Origin of the sequence: Hymenobacter fastidiosus (genome assembly GCF_039539565.1) — a bacterium.
GTDB lineage: Bacteria > Bacteroidota > Bacteroidia > Cytophagales > Hymenobacteraceae > Hymenobacter > Hymenobacter fastidiosus.
The window spans coordinates 55,768-77,765 of sequence record NZ_BAABDJ010000040.1; the positions used below are offsets into that span (position 1 = coordinate 55,768).

Annotated in this window: 26 protein-coding genes; 13 read left to right on the plus strand and 13 right to left on the minus strand. The window is 57.1% G+C overall.

Annotated elements, in window-relative coordinates; translation table 11 throughout:
* Positions 1-86: 86 nt before the first annotated feature.
* Positions 87-590, plus strand: coding sequence for a transposase (locus ABD833_RS18315; protein ID WP_345074977.1), 504 nt, complete (start codon positions 87-89; stop codon positions 588-590).
* Here the strand turns inward: ABD833_RS18315 and ABD833_RS18320 are convergent.
* Positions 584-778, minus strand: a complete 195-nt coding sequence (locus tag ABD833_RS18320; RefSeq protein ID WP_345074978.1) for an AAA family ATPase — start codon at positions 776-778, stop codon at positions 584-586. The genes ABD833_RS18315 and ABD833_RS18320 overlap by 7 nt on opposite strands.
* 38 nt (positions 779-816) lie before the next feature.
* The gene (locus tag ABD833_RS18325) at positions 817-948 is read right to left on the minus strand and encodes a hypothetical protein (protein WP_345074979.1); all 132 of its coding nucleotides are present in this window, start codon (positions 946-948) and stop codon (positions 817-819) included.
* Between ABD833_RS18325 and ABD833_RS18330 the strand changes: the two genes are divergently transcribed.
* Both ABD833_RS18330 and ABD833_RS18335 read left to right on the plus strand, forming a co-directional pair.
* On the plus strand, positions 919-1,185 hold the full coding sequence (locus ABD833_RS18330) for a response regulator (RefSeq protein WP_345075152.1): 267 nt from the start codon (positions 919-921) through the stop codon (positions 1,183-1,185). The two genes, ABD833_RS18325 and ABD833_RS18330, sit on opposite strands and share 30 nt — an antisense overlap.
* 12 nt (positions 1,186-1,197) lie before the next feature.
* The gene (locus ABD833_RS18335) at positions 1,198-1,521 is read left to right on the plus strand and encodes a sigma 54-interacting transcriptional regulator (RefSeq protein WP_345074981.1); all 324 of its coding nucleotides are present in this window, start codon (positions 1,198-1,200) and stop codon (positions 1,519-1,521) included.
* A gap of 68 nt (positions 1,522-1,589) precedes the next feature.
* Here ABD833_RS18335 and ABD833_RS18340 read toward each other — a convergent pair whose 3' ends face one another.
* Entirely contained in the window at positions 1,590-2,732 is a 1,143-nt protein-coding gene (locus tag ABD833_RS18340) for a J domain-containing protein (RefSeq protein WP_345074982.1), read from the minus strand.
* Positions 2,733-2,883: 151 nt separating this feature from the next.
* On the opposite strand from ABD833_RS18340, the gene ABD833_RS18345 reads away from it, so the two are divergent.
* The 3 genes from ABD833_RS18345 to ABD833_RS18355 are packed head-to-tail and all read left to right on the plus strand — an operon-like array spanning position 2,884 to position 4,785.
* Positions 2,884-3,261, plus strand: coding sequence for a phage holin family protein (locus ABD833_RS18345; protein ID WP_345074984.1), 378 nt, complete (start codon positions 2,884-2,886; stop codon positions 3,259-3,261).
* 8 nt (positions 3,262-3,269) lie between these two features.
* The gene (locus ABD833_RS18350) at positions 3,270-4,040 is read left to right on the plus strand and encodes a hypothetical protein (RefSeq protein ID WP_345074985.1); all 771 of its coding nucleotides are present in this window, start codon (positions 3,270-3,272) and stop codon (positions 4,038-4,040) included.
* Complete coding sequence (locus tag ABD833_RS18355; RefSeq protein ID WP_345074987.1) at positions 4,018-4,785, plus strand: geranylgeranylglyceryl/heptaprenylglyceryl phosphate synthase; 768 nt, start codon at positions 4,018-4,020, stop codon at positions 4,783-4,785. Before ABD833_RS18350 ends, ABD833_RS18355 begins: the two co-directional genes overlap by 23 nt.
* A 173-nt stretch (positions 4,786-4,958) precedes the next feature.
* Here ABD833_RS18355 and ABD833_RS18360 read toward each other — a convergent pair whose 3' ends face one another.
* The 7 genes from ABD833_RS18360 to panC form a co-directional block, all read right to left on the minus strand.
* Positions 4,959-5,882 (minus strand): helix-turn-helix domain-containing protein, encoded by a 924-nt coding sequence (locus tag ABD833_RS18360; RefSeq protein ID WP_345074988.1) that lies wholly within the window; start codon positions 5,880-5,882, stop codon positions 4,959-4,961.
* 158 nt (positions 5,883-6,040) lie between these two features.
* A complete protein-coding gene (locus ABD833_RS18365; protein WP_345074990.1) occupies positions 6,041-7,180 on the minus strand; it encodes an acyl-CoA dehydrogenase in 1,140 nt (379 codons plus the stop codon).
* 286 nt (positions 7,181-7,466) lie between these two features.
* Complete coding sequence (locus tag ABD833_RS18370; RefSeq protein ID WP_345074991.1) at positions 7,467-8,165, minus strand: zinc metallopeptidase; 699 nt, start codon at positions 8,163-8,165, stop codon at positions 7,467-7,469.
* Positions 8,166-8,177: 12 nt separating this feature from the next.
* The gene (gene rfaE2 / locus ABD833_RS18375; protein WP_345074992.1) at positions 8,178-8,663 is read right to left on the minus strand and encodes a D-glycero-beta-D-manno-heptose 1-phosphate adenylyltransferase; all 486 of its coding nucleotides are present in this window, start codon (positions 8,661-8,663) and stop codon (positions 8,178-8,180) included.
* A complete protein-coding gene (locus tag ABD833_RS18380; RefSeq protein ID WP_345074993.1) occupies positions 8,653-9,699 on the minus strand; it encodes a lysylphosphatidylglycerol synthase transmembrane domain-containing protein in 1,047 nt (348 codons plus the stop codon). The genes rfaE2 and ABD833_RS18380 overlap by 11 nt, the downstream gene beginning before the upstream one ends.
* A gap of 83 nt (positions 9,700-9,782) precedes the next feature.
* The gene (panD, locus tag ABD833_RS18385) at positions 9,783-10,130 is read right to left on the minus strand and encodes an aspartate 1-decarboxylase (RefSeq protein ID WP_129921588.1); all 348 of its coding nucleotides are present in this window, start codon (positions 10,128-10,130) and stop codon (positions 9,783-9,785) included.
* Between the two features lie 34 nt (positions 10,131-10,164).
* Positions 10,165-11,040: a pantoate--beta-alanine ligase gene (gene panC / locus ABD833_RS18390; protein WP_345074994.1), complete on the minus strand. Its 876-nt coding sequence runs from the start codon at positions 11,038-11,040 to the stop codon at positions 10,165-10,167.
* Positions 11,041-11,158: 118 nt separating this feature from the next.
* Here panC and ABD833_RS18395 point away from each other — a divergent pair, with 118 nt between their 5' ends.
* From ABD833_RS18395 to ABD833_RS18425, 7 genes are all read left to right on the plus strand, one after another.
* Positions 11,159-11,971, plus strand: a complete 813-nt coding sequence (locus tag ABD833_RS18395) for a glycogen/starch synthase (RefSeq protein WP_345074995.1) — start codon at positions 11,159-11,161, stop codon at positions 11,969-11,971.
* Positions 11,955-13,466: a DUF4270 family protein gene (locus tag ABD833_RS18400; protein WP_345074996.1), complete on the plus strand. Its 1,512-nt coding sequence runs from the start codon at positions 11,955-11,957 to the stop codon at positions 13,464-13,466. The genes ABD833_RS18395 and ABD833_RS18400 overlap by 17 nt, the downstream gene beginning before the upstream one ends.
* 91 nt (positions 13,467-13,557) lie before the next feature.
* The gene (glmS, locus tag ABD833_RS18405) at positions 13,558-15,393 is read left to right on the plus strand and encodes a glutamine--fructose-6-phosphate transaminase (isomerizing) (protein ID WP_345074998.1); all 1,836 of its coding nucleotides are present in this window, start codon (positions 13,558-13,560) and stop codon (positions 15,391-15,393) included.
* 152 nt (positions 15,394-15,545) lie between these two features.
* Positions 15,546-15,929 (plus strand): Rid family detoxifying hydrolase, encoded by a 384-nt coding sequence (locus ABD833_RS18410; protein WP_345074999.1) that lies wholly within the window; start codon positions 15,546-15,548, stop codon positions 15,927-15,929.
* A gap of 167 nt (positions 15,930-16,096) precedes the next feature.
* A complete protein-coding gene (gene gltX, locus ABD833_RS18415) occupies positions 16,097-17,644 on the plus strand; it encodes a glutamate--tRNA ligase (protein ID WP_345075000.1) in 1,548 nt (515 codons plus the stop codon).
* A 238-nt stretch (positions 17,645-17,882) separates the two neighbouring features.
* Positions 17,883-18,245 (plus strand): hypothetical protein, encoded by a 363-nt coding sequence (locus ABD833_RS18420; RefSeq protein ID WP_345075001.1) that lies wholly within the window; start codon positions 17,883-17,885, stop codon positions 18,243-18,245.
* A 139-nt stretch (positions 18,246-18,384) separates the two neighbouring features.
* Complete coding sequence (locus tag ABD833_RS18425; protein ID WP_345075153.1) at positions 18,385-19,167, plus strand: TIGR00266 family protein; 783 nt, start codon at positions 18,385-18,387, stop codon at positions 19,165-19,167.
* 25 nt (positions 19,168-19,192) lie between these two features.
* Here the strand turns inward: ABD833_RS18425 and ABD833_RS18430 are convergent, their stop codons facing one another.
* The 3 genes from ABD833_RS18430 to lptB form a co-directional block, all read right to left on the minus strand.
* Positions 19,193-19,357 carry a hypothetical protein gene (locus tag ABD833_RS18430; RefSeq protein WP_345075002.1) on the minus strand — a complete coding sequence of 55 codons (165 nt, stop codon included), beginning with the start codon at positions 19,355-19,357 and terminating at the stop codon, positions 19,193-19,195.
* A 278-nt stretch (positions 19,358-19,635) separates the two neighbouring features.
* Complete coding sequence (locus ABD833_RS18435) at positions 19,636-21,159, minus strand: GH3 auxin-responsive promoter family protein (protein WP_345075004.1); 1,524 nt, start codon at positions 21,157-21,159, stop codon at positions 19,636-19,638.
* A 2-nt stretch (positions 21,160-21,161) separates the two neighbouring features.
* Positions 21,162-21,896, minus strand: coding sequence for an LPS export ABC transporter ATP-binding protein (gene lptB / locus ABD833_RS18440; RefSeq protein ID WP_345075005.1), 735 nt, complete (start codon positions 21,894-21,896; stop codon positions 21,162-21,164).
* Between the last annotated feature and the right edge of the window lie 102 nt (positions 21,897-21,998).

Genomic DNA, 21,998 nt, shown 5'->3' on the forward strand with positions numbered 1-21,998 from the left:
GGTGCTACCGCCGCCATGCCCGCTGGAAATCAGGCGGAACTCTGGCCGCGCAACGACTAGTGGTTGAAAAATATTGTTTTGTCGGCATGTTTTCCAAAGAAATCCGCGATTCGGACTACGTGCGCCGGGGCGGGGTGGAGTTTTTCGTCGCCACCGAGCCGCTGCGGGGCTGGCGCTGCCTGAGCGTCGAGGCCGACCACAAGGCCGCCACCTGGGTCCGGTTCGTCGCCCGGCAGATGGATACTACCTACCGCGAGGCCAAGAAGGTGCGCTGGGTGATGGACAACCTGAGCACCCACAAGCTCAGCTTTTTCTACGCCCACTTTCCACCCGCCGTGGCCCAGGCCTATCTGCGGCGGATGAAAATCACCTACACCCCGGCCCATGGCTCGTGGCTGAACAGGGCCGAAATCGAATTCTCCGTACTCAGCCGGCAGGTGCTCGACCAGCCGTTCACCACGACCGAGCAGGTGCGCCACGTAGTAGACCAGTGGCAAGAGCGCCAGAATGCCCGGCCCAAGCCGCGTAACTGGCAGTTCAAAACGGCGGATGCCCGCATCAAACTAGCTAAATTATACCCGACTCAATAATGTTTTTCAACCACTAGTGTTTCGGGACCTGAAATTCTAGCCGTTACCCGCGCTGCTGTGTATCCGAGCTTCAGCACATGGCTTTTCCCCGTACCATTGGTACCGACAATCACATTGAGCCCCGGCCCGAACGTGAAGTCAGCATCGGCGAAAACCGTGAAATCCTTGATGAGAAGGCGTTTCAGCATATTTCAAAACTACGGCTAATTGCTGACTGGCCAATTCATCATTCTCCTTTCTTCATCGAAACCATGCCCCCGGAACCCTCCTCATCGTCGACGATGAAGCCCGCCTGCGCCAGCTCCTGGCCCAGGAGCTGGCGCAGGCGCTGGAGCTGGAAGGCTACACGGTGCTGCAAGCCCCCGACGCCACCCGCGGCCTGGAGCTGCTGGCCCAGCACACCGACGATATCCTGGTGGTCATCTCCGACGTGAAGCTGCCCGACGGCCACGGCGTGGACCTCATCCCCTGCTTCAAAGCCAAGGCTCCCGAAGCCGAAATCGTGCTGCTCACCGCCTTCGGCACCATTCCCGACGGCGTACAGGCCATGAAAGCCGGCGCCTTCGACTACCTTACCAAGGGCGACTTCGAGTAGCAGCTCATTGTGGTGGTGGAGCGGGCGGCGGAAAAGGGTCGGCGGCGGCGGCGGGTAATCGAGCGGGAGCGAAGAGTAGGCCAGCAGTATCGGTTTGAGTCGATGATTGGCGAGTCGGCGGAGCTGAAACGGGTGCAGCAGCTGGCCCGGCAGGTGGCGCCCACCGGCAGCACGGTACGGCTGGAAGGCCCCACGGGCTCGGGTAAGGAGCTGTTTGCCCAGGCCATTCACCAGGCCAGTGAGCGGAAGCTCAAAGCCTTCGTGGCCGTGAACTGCTCGGCCTTCCCCAGGTACTTGCTCGAATCGGAGCTATTCGACTACAAGATGGTGGTCTAGCCTTCGGCCCCGTCCTGGGCTGGAGTGGAGTAAGGCCGAGGCCGCCAACCCTACCCGGATGAAGCCATTTACCGGCAGCTTTTGAGCCGGGCTTCCTGCGCGTACACGTAATTGAGCTTCTCCGCCCGCCGAAAAAACTCGCAGGCATCCGCCCTGTTGCCTTCCTGCTGCGCCAGCCGACCCAGCAGAAAAAGAACCTGGCCGTTCTGCGGGTTACGCTCCACCACCTGCCGGTAGTCGGCCCGGGCTGCCGTGAAATCCCGCTGCTTGTAGTACGCCAGCCCCCGGTAGGTCAGGTAATTGAGGGCCAGAGGCTGCTGGGCCATTTTCTGCTGCCGCAGGCCAGTGTTGAAATCCTGGATAGCCTCCGCAAACAGGCGCAGCTCAAACAACCGCAGCTCGCCGCGGGCCAGCCACGCCGCGCTAAGCGTAGAATCCAGCGTTACGGCCCGGGTCAGGTTCAGCTCCGCCGAGTCGGACCGGCCCAGGCTGGCCTGGCACTGCCCCAGCCGGAACAGTACCCCCGCCGTTTCAGGCCCCGATTTACTCTCGCTTAAGGCCGCGTAATAATCTGCCCGGGCGGCGCGAAAGTTATGATACACCAGCTGCTCAATTTCACCCCGCCGACGCAGGGCCGCCCCGTATTCGGGCTTGAAGTGAATCGCCTGGCTCAGAAAGCTGTGCGCCGTGCTCCATTTCCGCCGGGCGTAGGCCTGCATGCCATCCTCGTAGTTGCTCACGGCCGTTACGTGGTCCATGGTCACTTTCACCGACGCAATGAACAGCAGCAGCAGCAGGAATAAGCCCGCCGTGAGCAGGTAGTCGCGCCGGGTAAATTTCGGCCGCTGCTTCGGCATGGTCTGGTAGTGCCGCTCGGCCGAGCCAGCGGGCCGCCGGGTACGCAAGGGAGCCGGCGGGGGCATCGGCACCCCATACACATGCTGGGCCTGGGGCCGGTACTGCTGCTGCCGCCGGGCGTCCTGCATCCGGCGGGCGTCCTGACGCAGCTGAAAGTCATACGCGGTGCGCCGGACCGGGTCGCCGACCACCCGATACGCCTCGCTCACCGCCTTGAACTGCTCCTCAAACTGCGTGCTGCCGCCGTGCTTATCGGGGTGAAAACGCACCGCCAGCCGCTTATACGCCAGCTTTATCTCCGCTGCCGGAGCCGTAGCTGAAATGCCCAATACCTGATAGTGATTCTGACTCAAAACGCAGCAGTATAGAGTAAAAGTAACGCCTTTTTCAGACAAGAAGCCTACTTTCCCGTATGGAATGGACAGCTCGAAAAACACCGTCCCGGCATTGTTTTCGGCCGCTGTCCTTCTAAACATTATTCTCCGCCTTTCTTCTCCCCGCCGTATGGCTTACGACGACGACACGACCAAAACGCCCCGCAACGACAGTATTGTCAGCAACCTGATGGGCTATCTTGACACGCGCATCGACCTGGTGCGCCTGGAGGCCCAGGAAAAAGTAAAAACCGCCTTCATAGGTACTGTCCACGGCGCAGCCATGGGCCTGATTGGGATTCTGGCCCTGATTTTTCTGAGCATTTTTGCCGGACTAGCGCTGAACAGCGCCTTGGACAGCTCCTACTGGGGCTTTGGCGTCGTTGCTGGTTTCTACCTGGTGCTGCTCCTGGTCTTCCTTGTAGGAGTTGATAAGAAGCTGTTTCAGGGCGTGGCCGACAAGCTGCTGAACAATACCATCTACAAATCTGACAAACGTCAAGCATAACCTGACTTATGGCTGAGCTGCACAATCCGCTGTTCGAGGACGAAAAAGAGTTTCTGGAGCGCCAAAAGCTTGAGTACGAGCGGGCGTTGCTGGGCGACGTCGATACTATCAAAGAGAAAGGTCAGCAGGTCGGCAAATACGCGCTGATCGGGGCCGGGCTGGCCGGCAGCGTCTGGCTGATTTCCAAAGCCCTGGGGCGCAAGAAGCACGCTTACAACGATCAGGAGAATGAGGACCGGGAGTTAGAGTATCGGCGGCACCAGCTCCAGGCAAAAAAAACGCACAAAGGTGCTCACTTTGCGCCCCAGCACACCGGGGTCGATACTGCCGTAGCCGATGACCTGGGCTTCGGAGGTGGTCAGCACCAGTATGATCGGGGTCGTACCACGGCTACGCATGATCGGGCTCACCTGGCCCCCGACGTATACCATACCGACGCTGATGCCCCCTTTGAGCCGCAGTCTGAGCGGCTCCGGCAACCACGCCAGACGCCGGGGCCATACGAGGCGGCCACTTATAAAGCGCCTTCTTCGGAAGCCGCTAATCTGGCCGCGTCGGCCTTTCAGTCGTTCCTGCAGTCAGACACTGGTAAAATGTTGATTGCGCAGGTTACGGCCGTATTGATGGCTTACGTGGCCAAAAAAGTCGGGGAATATTTACCTATGGTCAAAAATCCCGACCTTGCCACTTCTCCCAGCTATACTACAACGGAGCCGGAGACCAAGGATATCGACTTTACGTACCACGAAGAAGCGGATGCGCCTCACCAGCCTCTATGAAACTCTAATTAAGCGTCGGGCGCGCGGCCAGAAGTCGCTGGCCGTGTTGCTCGATCCTGACAACCTTGATGAGGCCAGCTGTCGGCAGGTGCTTCACTTAAGCGAGCTGCACGCGGTGGACTACTTTTTCGTGGGCGGCAGCCTGGTGACGAGTGCTCACCAGGCGTCGCTCATTCGTTTGATAAAGAGCCTCAGCGCCATTCCGGTGCTGCTCTTTCCCAGCCACAGCCTTCATCTCGACACGCAGGCCGATGGCATCCTGCTCCTCTCCCTGATTTCGGGTCGGAACCCCGATTTCCTGATTGGCCAGCACGTTATTTCCGCGCCGCTGCTACGAGCCAGCAACCTCCAGATTCTGCCCACCGGCTACATGCTCGTCGATACCGGGCGCCAGACTACGGCCAGCTACATGAGCGGAACCACCCCGCTGCCTTACGATAAGCCGGCTATTGCTGCTTGCACGGCCATGGCCGGCGAGCAGCTCGGTTTGCGGCTGGTCTTCCTCGACGGCGGCAGTGGCGCTATGTACCCCGTATCGTCCGCCATGATCCGGGCCGTGCGCCAGGCGGTAGATATCCCCCTGATCATAGGTGGAGGCATCAACACCGCTGAAAAGGCTCATGCCGCCCTGGCCGCCGGAGCCGATGTGATTGTAGTAGGCAACCAGATCGAAAAAGCCCCGGAGTTTCTGGGTGAAGTATCGAAAGTGGTCCGCACCTTCAACACGGTCCTGGATATTATCTGAACCACGGATTCATCCGGATTTTTCGGATTTCACAGATTTTGTGGACGATTATTACCAACCAAAAAGGCCACCCGAGCGGGTGGCCTTTTTAGTTCGCAGTTGCTGATACTGGTGCTGACGTTCGCGCCAACTACAAAATCCGACCAATCCGAAAAATCCGGATGAATCCGTGGTTAGATATTCATGGCCGATTCGCGGCGGCGCATTTTGCCGGCCGGAATGCCGAACATCATCTTGAAGCGGCGGCAGAAGTACGCGGTGTCCTTGTAGCCCACTTCCTTGCCGATGTCACGGATACTTTTCTTGGTGGTGCGGAGCAGAAAGACAGCCCGTTCCATGCGCTGGTATTCGATGTAGTCCTGGGGGTTAATACCCGTCAGCATCTTGAAATACTGCCCCACGTAGTCTTCCGATACGTTGGCTACGCTTGACAGCACCTTGTTCGACAGGTCACCACCGATATTTTCCTTGATGTAATTGAACAGGTCGATGAGCCGTGGATCCTTGAAGTACGTGCTGTTGGTTGCCAGCTGCTCCACGAACATCTTGTTTTTGAGGATGTAGCGCACGATTTCCACCACAACGTTCTCGGTGTAGATCGTGATGAGCCGTTCCCGGCCCGGCAACTCCTGCATGCTCTCTTCCACCACCTTGATAACCAGATTGGCCAGCTTGGAGTTACCCGTGATCAGGAAGGCGGGCACGTCGAGCGACGCGAAGAAGTTCACCGAGTCAAACACCTTGGCTTCGAAACTCACGAAGCTGTGGCTTTCCTCCGCGTCACCAATCAGGTCGAGGTCACCATTGGAATGGAAAAACTTGTCCTTGTTGCTGATCAGATCGTCGTTGGTGATGCTCTTGCCGGCCAGTTCCCCATAGCTGACTTTCGTAGCCCGGCCCCCGGGAATGAACAGCATCTCTCCCTCTTCCACTACCTGTTCTTCGTCCCCGAAGGCAACCCGGCCCTTGTGGAGCAGAATTAGATTATTGCCTACATCATAGTAATTACGGACGGTAAAGGGCTGTTGCAGAACCAGATTCTTCGCTTTGATGTAGCGTACGCCAAGCGATTCAATCACTTTATTGTAATCTTCCATATTCCGGGTTCGGTTAAAGTGTCAGGGTATCACCGGGCAAATAGGAGTCCGGACTTAGACAATGCAAAATAACATATAAAAATTCACAAAAACGAAAAACCCAGCCAAAAAATGGCTGGGTTAAATGCAATGATTCTGACTTTTAGGCTATTCGGGTTTTATTTGAGCAATTCACGAGAGATTACAATTTTCTGAATCTCGGAAGTCCCCTCGTAAATCTGGGTGATTTTAGCGTCGCGCATCATTCGCTCGACGTGGAATTCCTTAACAAAGCCATACCCGCCGTGGATCTGTACTGCTTCCACCGCCGTGTCCATGGCCGTTTTGGAAGCAAACAGCTTTGCCATAGCGCCGGACTTAGCATAATCCAGGTGTTGATCCTTATCGTTGGCAGCCTGCAGGCACAGCAGGCGGGCAGCATCGATAGTGGTCGCCATATCGGCCAGCTTGAACTGGATGGCCTGGTGCTTGGAAATCTCGACCCCGAAAGCCTTACGCTCTTTGGAGTATTTCAACGACAGCTCGAAAGCCCCGGAAGCAATACCCAGCGCCTGGGCGGCAATACCAATCCGGCCGCCAGCCAGCACCTGCATCGCGAACTTGAAGCCGAAGCCGTCTTCACCGATGCGGTTTTCCTTGGGAACTTTCACGTCCGTGAACATCAGGGAGTGCGTATCGGAACCACGAATACCGAGCTTGTTCTCTTTCAGGCCCACCACGAAGCCCGGCGTGTCTTTGTCGACAATCAGTACGTTGATGCCCCGGTGCTTCAGCTCGGGGTTGGTTTGGGCTACCACCAGATACACGGAAGCGGAGCTGCCGTTGGTAATCCAGTTCTTGGTGCCGTTCAGCAGATAATGGTCGCCTTTATCCTCGGCAGTAGTCCGCTGCATAGTAGCATCGGAACCCGCTTCGGGCTCCGACAGACAGAAAGCCCCGATAATTTCACCGGAAGCCAGCCGGGGCAGGTACTTCCGCTTCTGCTCCTCGTTGCCATACTGTTCCAGGCCCCAGCATACCAGCGAGTTATTCACCGACATGATGACGGAGCAGGAAGCATCGACCTTCGAAATTTCCTCCATAGCCAGCACGTACGATACCGTATCCATACCGCCGCCGCCGTATTCAGGGCTCACCATCATACCCATAAACCCCAGCTCGCCCATCTTCTTGATTTGCTCGGCGGGAAACTTCTGGTGCTCGTCACGCTCAATCACCCCGGCCCAGAGTTCATTCTGGGCAAAGTCGCGGGCGGCCGCCTGTACGGCGAGTTGTTCTTCGGTGAGTTGAAAGTCCATACGGGAAAGCTTGGGTGGGAATGAAGAAGGCCGCCGGGAAGACGGGCCGGAATACGTCTCAAAATTAAGTCGCTCAGCCCGCAGAATAAGCAGGTGCCGCACATTTTTTCGGCTGCCGCGAATAGCAGACTAAGATTTAGGCTAGGCCTTTTGTTTTATCAGGAGCCCGGTAACCCTGCTCAGAAGCAAAATCACTCACCCCCCTGACTAACTGAATGTCATCCTATTAAAAAAAAGCAGCCACTCCAGGTTGCGGAATGACTGCGGTTTTAATAACAAAACAACTTTAACGACGGTCCCGACCACCCATGAAAATGCTTACGTAGTAGAGCAGCGTAGCCAGGGAACTGATGGCGGCTACTACATAGGTCATCGCCGCCCACCACAGCGCATCTTTAGCCATGGCATGCTCCTGCGTGGTTACAATACCCCGCTTATCGATCCAGGCCAAGGCGCGGCGGCTGGCATCGAACTCCACGGGTAAGGTCACAAAGCTGAACAACGTGGTAAGGGAGAACAGCACAATGCCCAATCCCAGAGGAATAATGCTGGTGCGGATCATTAGCACGCCGGCTATCAAAATCCAGGGCATGTAGGTAGAAACACTACTCAGCACAGGCACCATGGTCGAGCGGAACTGGAGCATGCTGTAGGCGGTAGCGTGCTGCACCGCGTGGCCGCACTCGTGGGCCGCTACGGCGGCGGCGGCGGCACTACGCTCCTCGTAAACGGCTTCGCTGAGGTTCACGGTCTTGTCGGCCGGATTATAATGGTCCGTCAGGCGTCCTTCGGTGGAAATGACGCGCACATCGGTGATGCCGTGGTCAGCGAGCATAAGCTCGGCAATCTGACGACCCGACAGGCCCGACTGCAAACCGATCTGGGCATACTTGCTGAATTTACTGCGCAACCGCCACTGGATCAGCCAGCTGATCACCATTGTCAGAATGACAAGCAGGTAAATAGGATTTGAGCTGAAAGGCATGATGAAGAAATCTTAAGAAGTGAAGAGCCGATGGATCCGCTCAACGATACCAGTGGTGCTGTAACCTGCCACGAGCGGTACGGTGAGCACCTGCCCACCCTTGGCTAACACCAACTCGTGACCCACAATTCCACTGATCGGGTAGTCGTCGCCTTTCACCAGGATGTTGGGTTGGACCAGCGTAATCAGTTCCAGCGGCGTCGGCTCGTCGAAGAGGACCACAGCATCGACAAACAAAAGGGACGCCAGAATGCGGGCACGTGACAGTTCGTCCTGCAGCGGCCGCCCCGGCTTGAGACGGCTTACCGAGGCATCCGTGTTCAGCCCCACCACCAGGGCATCGCCTAAGTGGCGAGCCTTCTCCAGATAGTCGACGTGGCCCAGGTGCAGCAGGTCGAAGCAGCCGTTGGTGAAGACCACCTTCTTGCCCTGCTCCCGCCACTGAGCCAACACTGGGGGCAGCGCCTCGGGGCCGAGGATCTTGTCCTTACTCCACATCGGCAGCGACCGTTAAAGGCTCTGCGGCCAGCTGCCGCGCCGAGCGGCCCGACTTGATCATGCTGGCCACAAAACTGATACCCCCCATGAGCACTACCAGCAAGGTCTGGGCCCCGTGCACGACCAGGGCGTAGGCAATACCGGCTTCTTTGGAGACGCCGTAAACCAGCAAAATGCCCTGCACCATAATGTGAAATGGACCAATGCCTCCGGCTACCGGCGCCGCCATGCCAAAAGCGCCAAAGGTGAGTACTGCCAGACCGGCCCGCATATCCAGCGAATACGTAGCCGGAAAGCACCTAAACGCCAGATAATCCATCAGATAATAAACCAGCCAGGTGAAGAAGGTATGAAACAGGAACAAGGCCTTGTTTTCCATCTTCAACACGCTGAACACTCCGGCCAACAGCCCCTGCCCAAAGACTACGACCTTGTTGAACAAGGCATTTTGCCGGAGCCGCTCCAGATTCCGGAACAGCGCGTAGGTCAACCCGACCAGCAGCAGCAGCGCAATACCAGTGGCCACCAGCAAAGGGGTACGGTTTCGGGCCAGTTCATCATAGCGGCCACCCATCACCTTATCGGTTACGAAAGACCAGAAGGTGTTGAAGTCCAGCAGCAGCGTACTACTCAGCAGCCCCAGCAGCATCAGGACATCGATTACTCGTTCGGTTACTACCGTACCCAGGGCTATCTGCACCGGCACCTTGCTGGTCCGTTGCAGCACCGAACACCGGATTACCTCCCCCATCCGCGGCAGCACCAGGTTGGCCAGGTAGCCAACCATCATGGCGTGGTAGACATCCCAGAAAGCAGTCTTCTGCTGGGCGGCGTCCAGTTGCATCTGCCAGCGGTATGCCCGGCTCAGGTACCCAAGCACCGACAACACCATTGTGACGATCAGCCAGGTATAGTCGGCTTCCCGCATGTGCCGACCGATGCTGCTCAGGTCTTGTCCCTGTACCGCATACCACATCAGCAACCCCGAAACAGACAGCAGCAAGGCATATTTCAGGATATTAAACAGTGTCTTCATGCAAAAGCGAAATAGAGCCAGCCGAAAACCGGTTAGCGTTCAGAAGTAAAAAAGGCTTATCCGCAGAGAGCTGCACAATAACCTTACACCAGCCGGTTGTGCTGGTCAGGAAAGATGACCGTAGGCTTGTGGGCGCGGGCTTCAGCAAAATCAATCAGGGCATACGAGATGATAATAACGATGTCGCCCACCGCGACGCGCCGCGCCGCCGGTCCGTTCAGGCAGAGGGTACCCGTACCCCGCTCCCCCCGAATCGTATAGGTTTCAAACCGCTCACCGTTGTTGACGTTCACGATAGTTACCTTCTCATTCTCCACCATATTGGCCGCATCCAACAGGTCTTCGTCGATAGTAACACTGCCTACATAGTGCAATTCGGCCTGGGTGACCTTAGCGCGGTGAATCTTCGATTTGAGAACTTCGATATGCATAGGTACTAAAGCTGAATTTGGGCCGCAAAGGTAATTAAAAGCACCCGAACCCCTTATCTGATGATTCCACTACAATGTTGTCGATCAGGCGCACGCCGCCCAAATGCGCGGCTACACATAACGCCACCGCCTGTGCGGGCTGCGCCCTACCGGTTAAGGGCTGCAAAGTGCCCGCATCAACGACTTCAAAATACTCCAGCGTAAGCGCTGGCTCCGCCCCCAGGTACTGTACTGCCACCTGCTGCGCGGCCGCTGCTGGCTTGCCGTCTATCACCATCTGCGAAGCCAGCGTCAGGGCTCCGTACAAACGCGGAGCCAGCATCCGGTCGGCGACTGACAAGCGACGATTGCGCGACGACATAGCCAGCCCGTCGGCTTCGCGCACCGTAGGGAAAGCCGTCAGTTCCAGATCGAATGACAAATCGGCAGTAAGCTGCCGAATGATGGCGACCTGCTGTAAATCCTTCTGCCCAAAGTAAGCCCGGTGGGGCCGGCTCAGATGGAAAAGCTTGCTGACGACGGTCGCCACGCCATTAAAATGGCCGGGCCGGTGCTCGCCTTCCATTACTCGTTCCAGCAAACCAAAATCGAAGGTCAGCATAGCCGGCTTCGGATACATTTGCTCTACTGCCGGCAAGAACAGCACCGTACACCCGGCCGGGGCCAGCAGGGCGGCGTCCGCCTCAGGCAGGCGGGGATAGCGGCGGAAATCCTCGGCGTTGTTGAACTGAGTAGGATTGACAAAAATGCTAACGATAACCACGTCGTTCTCGCGGGCAGCGGCTCGTACCAGTTGTAGGTGGCCTTCGTGCAAAGCTCCCATGGTAGGAACCAAACCGATGCGTTGGCCGGCTTGACGCCATTTTTCAGCTCGCGCTTGCAACTCTGCGGCTACTTGCAGTATCTCCATAGGTGAGGGCTAACGGCAGGCGCCGGCGGGGTAGTTGGTTGATATTTCGCTCAAAAATGCTTAATTTTGTGCGTCCCAAAGTGTTGCCCTTTCCCAATCATACCAACTGACCCTTAATATGTCCAAGTTGAGAATACTCTACGCTGCCACGGAAATCAATCCGTTTTTGCAGACGACCAAGGTAGCGGAGTTTCTGCGGATGCTGCCCCAGGGCATGCAGGAGATGGGGATGGAAATCCGCATTTTCGTCCCCCGGTTCGGTATTATCAATGAGCGCAAAAACCGTTTACACGAAGTAGTTCGCCTGTCAGGCATCAATATTGCTGTGGGCGAAGAGGAGAAGCCCCTGATTATCAAGGTCGCCTCGATTCCGAATGCCAAGCTGCAGGTCTACTTTATCGACAATGAAGACTACTTCCACCGCAAGTCGGTGCTGGTCGACAAGAATGATAAGTTTCACGCCGACAATGACGAGCGGGCCATTTTCTTTTGCAAAGGGGTTCTCGAGACCGTGAAGAAACTGGGCTGGGCGCCCGACATCGTGCATTGCAACGACTGGATGACCGGCCTGATTCCGATGTACCTGAAAACGACCTACAAAAAGGATCCAATCTTTAAGGATGCCAAGTCGGTGTTTACTATTTATAACAACGAGTTCAGTCACAAATTCGAGGGCGACATCATTGAGAAGGCCAAGATGCTGGATATTGATGATGAAATGCTGGCGGCCCTGAAGTCAGCCGACTTCGGCGGTTTCATTAAAGTAGGCATGGAATATGCCGACTCCGTAGTGAAATCTGACGAAGACTTCAGCGACAACCTGAACGCGATGTTCGCCGAATACTCGCAGAACAAGCAGTTTGGACAGGTCAGTGCCGACGAAAACCTGCTTACCTCTTACTACACGCTTTATAATGAATTGGCCAGCTAATAGCGCCTTCCGATTTGCCTCGGTTTCCTTTTTTTCCGCGACGTTGTTGTTTACCGCGGCGAGTTGTGAAGATCCCAACGATTTAGGCGTAGAACTCCCGGGGGCCGCGCCCATCAATGCAGAATACCGTGACTTTCCCGTCACAGCCTCCACCGTGCTTCAGACCCCTGTAGAAACGCTGAACTCCAGCCACTTTCTGGTGGGTCGGGTCCAGGATACCAAGCTGGGAACGACTACGGCCAAAGCCTTCGCGAACCTGCGCGTAATTTCTGCCGGCACCGTACTAACGCCTAGCCAATACACCAATCCAACTCTGGACTCCGTGGTAGTAGTTGCGGGCTTCGATCAGGTGTATGGAAGTTCTGCCCAACCAGTTTCGTTTGACATCTATGATCTGGCCAGTTCGCTGGATGACCGGGGCACGTACAATTCTACCACCACTATCCCGCTGGGCAGTCTGATTGGTGGTGAACGGACCAGTTCCCTTAATCGCACCAGAATTGAACTCCGGCCCAACGGGCTCAGGGCCAAGATCCTCGTGAATGGAGCAGTCGTTGATAGCGTTAGTAGCGTTGCTGTCGCCGATGCGACGGTACGTCTGACCCTGTATAGAAAAGCAGCGGGGGCCACGCTTCCCGAGATTCCTTCCGCTTTTGCCCAGAGCGTTTTCACGGCCATCAAGGATAAGAATACGCCCTTCACCCAGGCCGTTCTGACTAGTTTATGGAAGGGCATCGCCCTGGTGCCATCTACTACCTTTCTGGGTAGCGTAGTTCGCTTTAGTCGGGCGCTTGAAAACCGGGTGATTTTCTATTATCACGTTGATGGCTCCGATACTACCCCCGTACCTTACCTGTTAAGCTTCAGCAACAGCGCGGGTACGGCTAATGCTCCCCGGGTTTTCACCCAGCTTAATACGGCATTCAGGGCTCCGTTCGATCAGCTTGCTGACGGTACTAAGTCGGTGGCGCCCAGCGCCCCGGACCAGGTAGTCTACATGCAGGAGGGTCTGGGTTTGGGAACCAAGCTGGAAATTCCAGGCTTAGCGGAGTTAATCAACAACCGTCAAGGATTGGCGATTAACCGGGCGGAATTGCTCGTGCCTCTAAAACCTAATACCAGTCTGGTTTTTCCCGCACCAAAACAAGCATTTCTTTACGAGTTGGACGCCAACAACAAAATTCTACAGCGCATCGTGAATATTTCCCCTGTCGAGCGGATTGTTCAGGCTGACGGGGCCAATCAGCAAGGGGCCGGGATCAATGCTACGGCTACTTTCTACGACTTAGGCCCAGCTAACAAGTACTACAGCCTGAACCTGACGGGTTACCTCCAGTCGTATGTCTATGATATTCTGGGCGGTGAACGGCCCGCGGCGCTGATGCTTTATCCGGTTGTCCGCTATTCTCCCCAATCAGTAAACCTCACGCTGAACCGGGCCGTGCTAGACGCGCCGAACATCAAACTGCGCGTGTATTTTTCTAAGCTGCGCTAACTTTTTTCGTTTTTCATAATCCCTGCGGCACGGCCTTTGTTAAGGGCCGTGTCCTTTGATTTTCTCCCAACATCTCTTTCTCTGACACACTATGTGCGGAATTGTCGCTTATATCGGATACCGGGAAGCTTGCCCAATCATCATCAAAGGCCTTCGGCGGTTAGAATACCGCGGCTATGATTCTGCTGGCGTGGCTTTGCTGAATGGAACGCTCAACGTCTACAAAAAAAAGGGTAAAGTCCAGGAGCTGGAGAATTTCATAGCCGAGAAAGATACCCACGCGCACATTGGCATGGGCCATACCCGGTGGGCTACGCATGGTGAGCCCAACGACTCAAACGCTCACCCCCACTACTCCACCTCCGAGCGGATTGCCATCATCCACAATGGCATTATTGAGAACTACGCGGCGCTGAAAATCCATCTGCAAAAGCAGGGGCACGTGTTTCACTCCGATACGGATACGGAGGTTTTTGTCAATCTGATTGAGGAAGTTCAGAAGCAGAACAACTGCACGCTGGAGGAAGCGGTACGTCTGGCGCTGCACGAGGTGGTAGGCGCGTACGCTATTGTCGTACTCAGTAAGGATGATCCCAACCAGCTGATTGCCGCCCGCAAAGGCTCTCCCCTGGTAATCGGCATTGGCAAGGACGAGTTCTTCCTGGCCTCCGATGCCACTCCTATTATCGAGTACACAAACGAAGTGGTCTATGTAAACGACTATGAGATTGTGGTCATTCGCGATGGGAAGCTTGATATCCGGAGCAAGGAGGACGTGAAGCAGACGCCTTACATCCAGAAGCTGGAAATGGAGCTCGACAGCATCGAAAAAGGGGGCTACGAGCACTTCATGCTGAAGGAGATCTTTGAGCAGCCCCGCTCTATTCTCGACTCTATGCGGGGTCGTCTGGAACTGGAAGCTGGCCACCTGAACATGGGCGGTATCCGGGCCTATGAGCGGAAGTTCGCGAATGCCGAACGCATTCTTATTGTAGCCTGTGGCACATCGTGGCACGCGGGTCTGGTGGCGGAATACCTCATTGAGGATCTGGCCCGCGTTCCGGTGGAAGTAGAATACGCGTCCGAATTCCGCTACCGTAATCCGATTATTACCGAGCGGGATATCGTTATTGCCATTTCCCAGTCGGGTGAAACCGCTGATACCCTGGCCGCTATTGATTTGGCAAAGAGCAAGGGCGCTACCATTTTTGGTATCTGCAACGTAGTCGGCAGCAGTATTGCCCGCGCTACCGATGCCGGGGCTTACACGCACGCCGGGCCGGAAATCGGCGTTGCGTCAACCAAAGCCTTTACCGCTCAGGTGACGGTACTCACCCTGCTGGCCATGATTGTGGGCCATCAGCGCGGGACGCTCTCCGACACCAAGCTGCGGGAGCTGATGATGGAGCTCAGCAACATTCCCTCGAAAGTGGAGAAAGCGTTGCTGCTGGACGCGGAGATTAAGCAGATTGCCGAAATCTTCAAGGATTCAACCAACTTCCTCTACCTGGGCCGGGGCTACAACTTCCCGGTGGCCCTGGAAGGCGCCCTCAAGCTCAAGGAAATCAGCTACATCCACGCCGAAGGGTACCCGGCGGCCGAAATGAAGCACGGTCCGATTGCCTTGATTGATGAGAACATGCCGGTGGTAGTAATTGCGACCAAAGACAGTTCGTACGAAAAGGTAGTGTCGAATATTCAGGAAGTGAAAGCCCGCAAGGGCCGTATTATTGCCGTTGTGACTGAAGGCGATGATGTCATTCCCGGTATGGCTGAGTTCGTAATCGAGGTACCGGCAACGAGCGAAGCGCTGATGCCGCTGGTATCGGTGGTGCCACTCCAGCTGCTCTCCTACCACATTGCCGTGCTACGCGGCTGCAATGTAGATCAGCCCCGGAATCTGGCGAAATCAGTGACGGTGGAATAACTTCCCTGGTTAGTAGAGAAGGCCGCGCGGAAATTCCGGGCGGCCTTTTTTGCGCCGTTAGATTTACGGCAGGCGAACCGGCAGGGCATATTTTTCGCTTACTTTCGGCCAAAGAACTGATCTTTTCTCTTTCCCTTTTTCCGTTGCTTGTTATGGCCAACACCATCATTTATTCTGCCGCTGCCCCCGCCCCGATCGGGCCTTACAGCCAGGCCATCCAGGCGGGTGCTACCGTGTATGTTTCGGGTCAGATTCCGCTGGATGCCGCTGGCCAGCTCGTTGGCAACGGGGATGTGGCCGCCGAAACCCACCAGGTAATGCGCAACCTGCAAGCCGTATTAGAAGCGGCCGGACTCACCCTGCGTGACGTGGTGAAGTGCAGCATCTTCGTCAGGGACCTTGGTAACTTCGGCCTGATCAACGAAACCTACGGCAGCTATTTCCCGGCCGACTACGCGCCGGCCCGCGAAACGGTCGAAGTAAGCCGCCTGCCCAAAGACGTGCAGGTGGAGATTTCGTGTATCGCGGTAAAATAGTGAGGTGGTGAAATGGTGGGCCGGGGCGGTTGCTATTCTGCTGGTGCTGCTTACGCAGATTGAACATCAACCGCCCCAGCTCACAATTTCACCATTTCACAAATTCACCGTTCGTACCTTTGCGCGGCGTTTTTCTATCCTGAAGAATGCCGCGAACTGACATTTTTATGGAAAGAGAAGTACGGGTGCGCTTTGCGCCCAGCCCCACGGGGCCGCTGCATATCGGCGGCGTGCGCACGGCGCTGTATAACTACCTGCTGGCCCGCAAGCTAGGCGGAAAGATGCTGCTCCGCATCGAGGATACTGACCAGAACCGCTTCGTACCCGGGGCCGAGCAGTACATTATGGATGCCCTGCGCTGGTGTGGCATCGAAATCGACGAGGGAATTGAGCAAGGGGGCCCCCATGCCCCCTACCGCCAGAGTGAGCGGAAGCCGATGTACCGGCAGTATGCCCAGCAGCTCATCGACAATGGCCATGGCTACTACGCTTTTGACACGCCCGAGGAACTGGACGTGATGCGGGCCCGCCTCACGGCCGCGAAGGTGCCTAATCCGCAGTACAACAGCATCACCCGCGCCCAGATGCGCAACTCCCTCACCTTGCCCGAGGACGAGGTGAAGCAGCTGCTGGAAGGCGGAGCCCAGTACGTGATCCGGCTGAAAGTACCCCGTAAGGAGGAAATCCGCTTCAACGACCTGATTCGGGGCTGGGTGGTGGTTCATTCCTCGGCCGTGGACGATAAGGTATTGATGAAGTCGGATGGGATGCCAACCTATCATCTGGCTAACATTGTGGATGACCATCTGATGGAAATCACCCACGTTATTCGGGGCGAGGAATGGCTGCCTTCGGCCCCGCTGCACGTGCTGCTGTATCGGTACCTGGGTTGGGAAGATACCATGCCCCAGTTTGCTCACCTCCCCTTGCTGCTCAAGCCCGACGGGACCGGCAAACTCAGCAAGCGGGACGGCGACAAGCTCGGCTTCCCGGTATTTCCGCTGGAATGGCACGGCACCGACGCTGAAACCGGCCAGCCGACGGTGAGCCGCGGCTACCGCGAAAGCGGCTATCTGCCCGAGGCCTTCATCAACTTCCTGGCTTTCCTGGGCTGGAATCCCGGTACCCAGCAGGAGCTGTTTACAATGCAGGAGCTGATTGACACGTTCACCATCGAGCGCGTGAGCAAGTCGCCGGCCCGCTTCGATCAGAACAAAGTGCGCTGGTACAACGAACAGTATCTGCGCGCCAAACCCGACGCCGAGCTGGCCCACTACCTGATGGAGGCGCTGCACCAGCAGGGCATCGAAGTACCCGCCGGCAAGGCCGAGCAGATTGCCGGGCTGGTGAAGGAACGCGCCACCTTCCCCGACGATCTGGCCAAGGAAGCACAGCTGTTCTTTCAGCGCCCCACGGCCTACGACGAGCAGGTTATCAGCAAGAAGTGGAATGCGCCGGTAGCAGCAGCCTTAACCGCATTTGCGCAGGAGTTGACCACTGCCCCCGATACCACGCCGGACGGCATCAAAACGTTGCTTACTCAGGTAGTTGAAGGCCAGGGCCTGAAGCTGGGCCAGGTACTGCAGGCGCTTCGCGTAGCCGTCACGGGGGCCGCCGCCGGTCCCGATCTGATGCAGGTGATGAACATTCTCGGAGCGCAGGAAACGGCGCAGCGAATTCAGGCAGCGGTGACGACGCTGGCGGCCCAGGGCTAAGCATTTCGGGTAACGTTTTTATACAGCCCTGTTTCTACTGTCTCAAAAGCCGCCCGCAGGAAACTCCAGGCGGCTTTTGAGACAGTAGAAACAGGGCTGAAAGCGCGAGCCATCCGGGCCGGCCGAGGCAACTTTGCGCATCCGTCCCACGAGTTGTATCGTAAGCAGAGGCCACGGCGCGCCTTTCGAAAAGCAGCGCTTCGTTCCCCTAACTCGTCACCTCTAACCGGACGCGCAGATGGCTAAGAAACCCGTTAATAAAACCAAGAAAACTGACCCCGACAAGAAAGCCCGCGTGCATAAAGAGCTGGAAGGCTTTGAAATCAAAGTGAATCCGCTCGGAGAAATCACGTCCAACTATTCCATTGAAGACATCAACCTCTTTCTGAACCGCCACGTGCGCGATAAGAAGCTGGTGAATCGTGACGGGCAATTCGGAGAGAAGGACGACGACTTCCCCGTAGAAGACGGGGTGCAGGAGCCGGAGGAAACCGATGATGACTTCATGCGCCGTACTACCAAGGAGGCCAAGAAGAAAAGCGCTACGGGCGAAGCAGACGCCACAGAGGCCGATCTGAAGCGGGAGCTACCAGACGATTAGCGTCCTATCCCGGTTGCTTACAGCCCAAAAAAGGAGCTATCCGGGCGGGCAGCTCCTTTTTTGGGCTATTACCCGGCAATTTATCCGGGTTTCACTATACTTGCCTGATCGTTCTTTTCTCCTTTCCTTCCGCTTCGCCATGCTCTCCCACGACGTCGACTACCGCATTATTGGTTCTGATATTCAGGTTCTGGAAATAGAGCTGGACCCGAACGAAACGGTGATAGCGGAAGCCGGGGCGATGGTGTATATGGAGGAAGGCATTGCCTTCGAAACCAAGATGGGCGATGGCTCGGACCCCGACCAGGGCGTTCTGGGCAAACTGTTCTCAGCCGGCACCCGCCTGCTTACGGGCGAGTCGTTGTTTATGACCCACTTCACGCACCGGGGCCACACAGCGAAGAGCCGCGTGGCGTTTTCAGCCCCTTATCCCGGCACCATTATCCCGCTGGACCTAAGCACGCTATCGGGGGGCCTGATTGTGCAGAAAGACGGGTTTCTGGCGGCGGCCCGGGGTACCAAAATCGGGATTCACTTCAACCAGCGTTTCGGAGCCGGCTTCTTCGGCGGCGAGGGCTTCATTCTGGAGAAGCTTACCGGCGACGGCAAGGCCTTCATTCATGCCGGGGGCACCGTTATTGAAAAACGGCTGAACAACGAAATTCTGCGGGTAGATACGGGGTGCATCGTGGCCTTCGAGCCCAGCGTCAACTTTAGTATCGCCCGCGCCGGAGGGTTGAAATCGATGATTTTCGGGGGCGAAGGTCTGCTCCTGGCCACGCTGCAGGGAACCGGCCGGGTGTGGATTCAATCTATGCCGGTCAAGAAGCTGATTCAGGCGCTGATGCCTAATGGCACCAATGCCGGCAAGGAAAGCGGCGGCATGCTGGGTCGGCTGACAGGCGGCGTGCTGAACGAGTAGCGACAGTCGTCCGGAAGACACCCTTTCAGTCCGTCAGCCGGGGCTTGCGGGTGGTGTCAGCCACAGCAGCCGGGGCCGCGGCAGCCGGGTCATAGCTCAGCGGGATGGTATCGTCGTGCCCCACGGTGAAGGCAATAGCGCCCAGGCTTATAACCAACGTTGCCAGCAAGAGGCCCAGAAGCCCTAGCATCGTCTTACGCCCGGGCTTGATAGCAGCCCACCAGGAGGAACGATGCCGCCGCCGCCGCGGCGCATGGGGGCGATGAGAAGAGTCTGCGACAGTAGGCACGGTGGGAGCGTGAGTTTTAACAATTATACAATATACTTATAAATATCTAAGACGGATTTGCCGGCCACCCGTTTTTATGGGCAAATAGACTACCGTAAATACCTGTTTTTGATAGCCTGCCGGCTACGCCGGTCAGCATTCCCATAGCACGATGACCGCAAACCCGAGCGGGCCCTGAACTACTGATCTGATTCTCGTAGAATTTCTTCTACCACCTCCCGGGAATTGCTCAGGCGCGGTACCTTATGCTGTCCTCCTAGCTTACCCTTGCGGCGCAGCCACCGCTCAAAGGTACCCGGGGCCGCTATTGTCAGTACGGGTGCCACCAGGGCCAGGTCGCGGTGGCGCTTGGCATCGTAATCAGAGTTCAGCTGGCGCAGAGTTTGGTCCAGCACGATGGCAAAACGGGCCGGATCCCGGGGCGGACGACTAAATTCCACAAGCCATTGGTGGCCGCCGCGGGAAGCGCGGGTAGCGTCGAAATAGATGGGGGCCACCGTGAAATCCCGCACGGTGGTGCCGGTAGCGGTGCAGGCCGCCGCAATGGCCGCGTCGGCATTTTCGATGACCACTTCCTCGCCGAAGGCATTGAGAAAATGTTTGGTGCGGCCCGTAATGCGGATGCGGTACGGAGCCAGACTGGTAAACCGGACCGTATCGCCGATTTTGTACCGCCACAGCCCGGCATTGGTGCTAATCACCAGCGCATAGTTCTTGTCCAGCTCCACCTGTTCAAGGGTTAAGGTCCGGGGAAAGGCCGCCTCAAACTGCTCAGCCGGAATGAACTCGTAGTAGATGCCATGATCAAGCAGCAGCAGCAGATCCTGGGAGCCCGGCTGATCCTGCAGGGCGAAGTATCCTTCTGAGGCGTTATAGATTTCCAGGTAGTTCATCTGACTGCCCGGAATCAACTGACGGAACAGTTCCCGGTAGGGCCCGAAAGCCACGGCCCCGTGCAGAAACAACCGCAGGTTGGGCCATACGTCGGTGATGCTGTCAGCCCCCGCCAGCGCCGTAACGCGACGCAGCAGCACAATCATCCAGGTGGGCACGCCCGCCAGCACCGACACGTTCACATCCAGCACGTGGCGGGCCACGCGCTCAATCTTCTCCTCCCACTCATCCAGCAGGGCCAGCTCCAGCGGCGGCGTACGAATATATTCGGCCCAGCCCGGCAGGTTCTGCATAATCACCGCCGACACATCCCCGACGCGCGAATCCGAAGCATCCGGACGGAACGGGTTGGGCGCGTGGTTGCCCCCCAGCGACAGGGTTTTGCCGTCCAGCACCCGGGCTTCGGGATAAAGCAGCGTGGCCGTAGCCGTCATGTCGCGGCCGGCGCGGTAGTGGCAGTCGTGCAGCGAATCGTGGGTGACGGGAATGAACTTGCTGCGGGCATTGGTAGTACCAGATGATTTGGCAAACCAGAGCACGGAGCCAGGCCATAGTACATCGGCCTCACCCCGCAACACCCGTTCCAGCGTAGGGTAAAGGTCTTCGTAGCTACTCACCGGGACGCGCTGGGCAAATTCGTGCGGGCCCGGGGCATCGGCGAAACCGTAGCGCCGCCCCCACTCCGTAGCGCGGGCTTTAAGCAGCAATTCCTGGAACACGCGCTGCTGCACGTCGTGCGGGTGCTGGCGAAAGTGGTCGATGCTGGCCAGCCGTCGCTGCACGGCCCACGTCAGAAGGGAGCCAATCACGCTTAGTATACTTTGCGCTTCAGCTCGAAATGCTTGCCCAGGTACACGCGGCGCACCATTTCGTCGTCGGCCAGCTCTTCGGCGGTGCCGGCTTTGAGCAGCTTGCCCTCGAAAAGAAGATACGCCCGGTCCACGATACTGAGCGTCTCGTTCACGTTGTGGTCGGTGATGAGAATACCGATGTTCTTGTGCTTGAGCTTGGCCACAATGCCCTGAATTTCCTCCACGGCAATGGGGTCGACCCCGGCAAAGGGCTCGTCGAGCAGCACGAATTTGGGGTCGACGGCCAGGGCCCGGGCAATTTCAGTGCGCCGCCGCTCGCCGCCGCTCAGCACGCGGCCCAGATTTTTGCGCACGTGGGTCAGGCTGAACTCGTGAAGCAGCTCTTCCACCTTATCGCGCTGGGCCTGCTTGGGCATATTGGTCATCTGGAGCACCGATAGGATGTTTTCCTCCACGCTCAGGTCCCGGAACACGGAAGCCTCCTGGGCCAGGTAGCCGATACCGCGGCGGGCACGCTGGTAAATAGGCAGCCTGGTGATGTCTTCGTCGTCGAGGAAGATGCGGCCGCTGTTAGGCTTCACCATGCCCACCGTCATATAGAAACAGGTGGTTTTGCCGGCTCCGTTGGGCCCCAGCAGCCCCACAATCTCGCCCTGCTCCACCGTCAACGACATATCGTTGACGACGGTGCGGGACTTGTACGTCTTAACCAGGTGTTCAGCGCGAAGAATCATTGGCACAAAGGTAGGAAAAGCGGCCGCAGGCCGGGCCTCTCCCCAACCTGCGGCCGGTAGAACGACGGGCGGCAGCTTAACGTCTGTCTTGGTCTGCAGCAA

Bases quoted from the DNA above. Each gene is read 5' to 3' on its own strand.
- ABD833_RS18425 (WP_345075153.1), top strand. From the start codon at position 18,385: ATGCTCTCCCACGACGTCGACTACCGCATTATTGGTTCTGATATTCAG.
- glmS (WP_345074998.1), top strand. From the start codon at position 13,558: ATGTGCGGAATTGTCGCTTATATCGGATACCGGGAAGCTTGCCCAATC.
- panD (WP_129921588.1), bottom strand. From the start codon at position 10,130: ATGCATATCGAAGTTCTCAAATCGAAGATTCACCGCGCTAAGGTCACC.
- ABD833_RS18380 (WP_345074993.1), bottom strand. From the start codon at position 9,699: ATGAAGACACTGTTTAATATCCTGAAATATGCCTTGCTGCTGTCTGTT.
- ABD833_RS18420 (WP_345075001.1), top strand. From the start codon at position 17,883: ATGGCTAAGAAACCCGTTAATAAAACCAAGAAAACTGACCCCGACAAG.
- ABD833_RS18410 (WP_345074999.1), top strand. From the start codon at position 15,546: ATGGCCAACACCATCATTTATTCTGCCGCTGCCCCCGCCCCGATCGGG.
- ABD833_RS18360 (WP_345074988.1), bottom strand. From the start codon at position 5,882: ATGGAAGATTACAATAAAGTGATTGAATCGCTTGGCGTACGCTACATC.
- ABD833_RS18365 (WP_345074990.1), bottom strand. From the start codon at position 7,180: ATGGACTTTCAACTCACCGAAGAACAACTCGCCGTACAGGCGGCCGCC.
- ABD833_RS18400 (WP_345074996.1), top strand. From the start codon at position 11,955: ATGAATTGGCCAGCTAATAGCGCCTTCCGATTTGCCTCGGTTTCCTTT.
- panC (WP_345074994.1), bottom strand. From the start codon at position 11,040: ATGGAGATACTGCAAGTAGCCGCAGAGTTGCAAGCGCGAGCTGAAAAA.
- lptB (WP_345075005.1), bottom strand. From the start codon at position 21,896: ATGATTCTTCGCGCTGAACACCTGGTTAAGACGTACAAGTCCCGCACC.
- ABD833_RS18395 (WP_345074995.1), top strand. From the start codon at position 11,159: ATGTCCAAGTTGAGAATACTCTACGCTGCCACGGAAATCAATCCGTTT.
- ABD833_RS18350 (WP_345074985.1), top strand. From the start codon at position 3,270: ATGGCTGAGCTGCACAATCCGCTGTTCGAGGACGAAAAAGAGTTTCTG.
- ABD833_RS18430 (WP_345075002.1), bottom strand. From the start codon at position 19,357: ATGCTAGGGCTTCTGGGCCTCTTGCTGGCAACGTTGGTTATAAGCCTG.
- gltX (WP_345075000.1), top strand. From the start codon at position 16,097: ATGGAAAGAGAAGTACGGGTGCGCTTTGCGCCCAGCCCCACGGGGCCG.
- ABD833_RS18345 (WP_345074984.1), top strand. From the start codon at position 2,884: ATGGCTTACGACGACGACACGACCAAAACGCCCCGCAACGACAGTATT.
- ABD833_RS18370 (WP_345074991.1), bottom strand. From the start codon at position 8,165: ATGCCTTTCAGCTCAAATCCTATTTACCTGCTTGTCATTCTGACAATG.
- ABD833_RS18355 (WP_345074987.1), top strand. From the start codon at position 4,018: ATGCGCCTCACCAGCCTCTATGAAACTCTAATTAAGCGTCGGGCGCGC.
- ABD833_RS18320 (WP_345074978.1), bottom strand. From the start codon at position 778: ATGCTGAAACGCCTTCTCATCAAGGATTTCACGGTTTTCGCCGATGCT.
- ABD833_RS18315 (WP_345074977.1), top strand. From the start codon at position 87: ATGTTTTCCAAAGAAATCCGCGATTCGGACTACGTGCGCCGGGGCGGG.
- rfaE2 (WP_345074992.1), bottom strand. From the start codon at position 8,663: ATGTGGAGTAAGGACAAGATCCTCGGCCCCGAGGCGCTGCCCCCAGTG.